Here is a 1,875-nt window from a genome sequence, read left to right as displayed (position 1 = left end):
GGCTGGATGGCGCCCGCCTCGTCGCGGAGCTCGAGATCGGAGCCGATCCACGGATGATCATGACGCCCGGACCGGACATAGGATCGCGCGGCCACGGCATACACCGTGTCGCGATGCCAGGTCCGGCCGAGCAGACGACCCACCGGCGACCGCACGCCATCGGCCACCACGAGGGTTCGGCACTCCACGCGACCGCCCTCGGTCCGGACGGCGGTCACCTCGCCGTCGTCGCCTCTCTCCACGTCGGTCACGCGCACGCCGTCATGCACCACGGCGCCCGCCTCTACGGCCGCCTGCCGTAGCCGGTCATCGAACACCGTCCGTCGCACCGCCGACCCGGTCCCACCGTGTTCACCGGCTGGCCACGGCACCCGCCGGGAGTGGCCGAAGCCCCGCAACTCGAGCCCGCGGATGGTGATCCGATCCCGCGCCCACCCGCCGAGACCCAGCCGGTCGACCTCCAACATCGCCCGCGGCGTGAGCCCGTCGCCGCAGGTCTTGTCGCGCGGGAACCGCGCCGCGTCGAGCACGGTGACCTCGCGACCTGCACGCGCCAACCACGTCGCGGTCGCCGAACCGGCCGGGCCGCAGCCCACCACGAGGACGTCCGTCGACGCGGGCAGACCCATACCTGACTCCATGCGCTCCATGGTGGCAGGTCGGCGGGTGCGGCGGTCGCCGGGACCTCGGGCGGGGTGGGGTGCCACCGCCCGCGACGCGGGAACGTAGTCTGTCGGGAAGGGCGGGCCACGCCGACCCTTCACCAGGCGACGAGGACGAGTGGGGATGTCGAGCGATTCAGTGACCGGCACCGCGGAGACGGCGACCGACCACACGGTGGCGGGCGTGGACGTCGGCGACGCCGACCTCGCAGCCGACCTGCGCGAACGGCTCGACGAGGTCGAGAAGCTGCTCGTCAGCCGACTCCAGACCGGCGAGGACTTCCTCTCCGAGGTCGCCCTGCACCTCGTCACCGCCGGCGGCAAGCGGTTCCGGCCCGTCGTCACCCTGCTCTCGGGCTCGCTGGGCCCCGCGCCCGACCGCGAGCGGCTGGTCAAGGCCGCGGTGGTGTGCGAGATGATCCACCTGGCCACGCTGTACCACGACGACGTCATGGACGAGGCCGCCATGCGCCGCGGTGTCGAGTCGGCCAACAGCCGCTGGGACAACTCCACCGCGATCCTCGCCGGAGACTTCCTCTTCGCGCACTCCTCGATGCTCCTGGCCGACCTCGGACCCGAGGCCGTGCAGCTCATCGCCCAGACGTTCGCCGAACTGGTCACCGGGCAGATGCGCGAGACCGTCGGCCCGGGCGTCGGCAGTCGTGACGAGGGTGCCGCCGAGCACTACCTGCGGGTGATCTGGGAGAAGACCGGCTCGCTCATCGCCGCGGCCGCCCAGTTCGGCGGCGAGTACTCGGGGGCGACCGCCGAGCAGATCGGGAGCCTGCGCCGCCTCGGTGACGCCGTGGGGATCGCGTTCCAGATCGCCGACGACATCATCGACATAGCCTCGCCGTCCACCGAGTCGGGCAAGACGCCCGGTACGGACTTGCGCGAGGGCGTCCACACCCTGCCGATGATCTACGCCATGGAGGCGGGTTCGTCGGACAGCGCGCGGCTGCGCGACCTGCTCGCCGAGCCGCTGACCGACGACGCCGAGGTGGCGGAAGCCCTCGAGTTGCTGCGCGCGTCCGACGGTATGCGGCGCGCGCGGGCCACGCTCGAGAAGTACGTTGATGACGCCATGACCGAGCTCGACGTGCTGCCCGCCGGCCCGGCGAACGAGGCGCTGCGTCGGCTCGTGCGCTTCACCGTCGACCGCGTCGGCTGACCTTCCCCCAACGGCCCGGCAGCCGCCCCCGGGCCTGGCGTC

At 72.5% G+C, this 1,875-nt stretch carries 2 protein-coding genes; one reads left to right on the top strand and one right to left on the bottom strand.

Features of this window, described 5'->3' with window-relative positions; all coding sequences use genetic code 11:
- Positions 1-650 (bottom strand): NAD(P)/FAD-dependent oxidoreductase (locus G6024_RS15425; protein WP_478213757.1); only part of this gene is annotated, 650 nt, incomplete at its 3' end.
- A gap of 136 nt (positions 651-786) precedes the next feature.
- On the opposite strand from G6024_RS15425, the gene G6024_RS15420 reads away from it, so the two are divergent.
- Positions 787-1,833 carry a polyprenyl synthetase family protein gene (locus G6024_RS15420; RefSeq protein ID WP_067716856.1) on the top strand — a complete coding sequence of 349 codons (1,047 nt, stop codon included), beginning with the start codon at positions 787-789 and terminating at the stop codon, positions 1,831-1,833.
- The last annotated feature ends 42 nt before the right edge of the window (positions 1,834-1,875 follow it).

The sequence above is a fragment of the Dietzia maris genome (genome assembly GCF_014144855.1).
Classification (GTDB): Bacteria; Actinomycetota; Actinomycetes; order Mycobacteriales; family Mycobacteriaceae; genus Dietzia; species Dietzia kunjamensis.
This window is presented reverse-complemented; position numbering and strand designations above follow the sequence as displayed.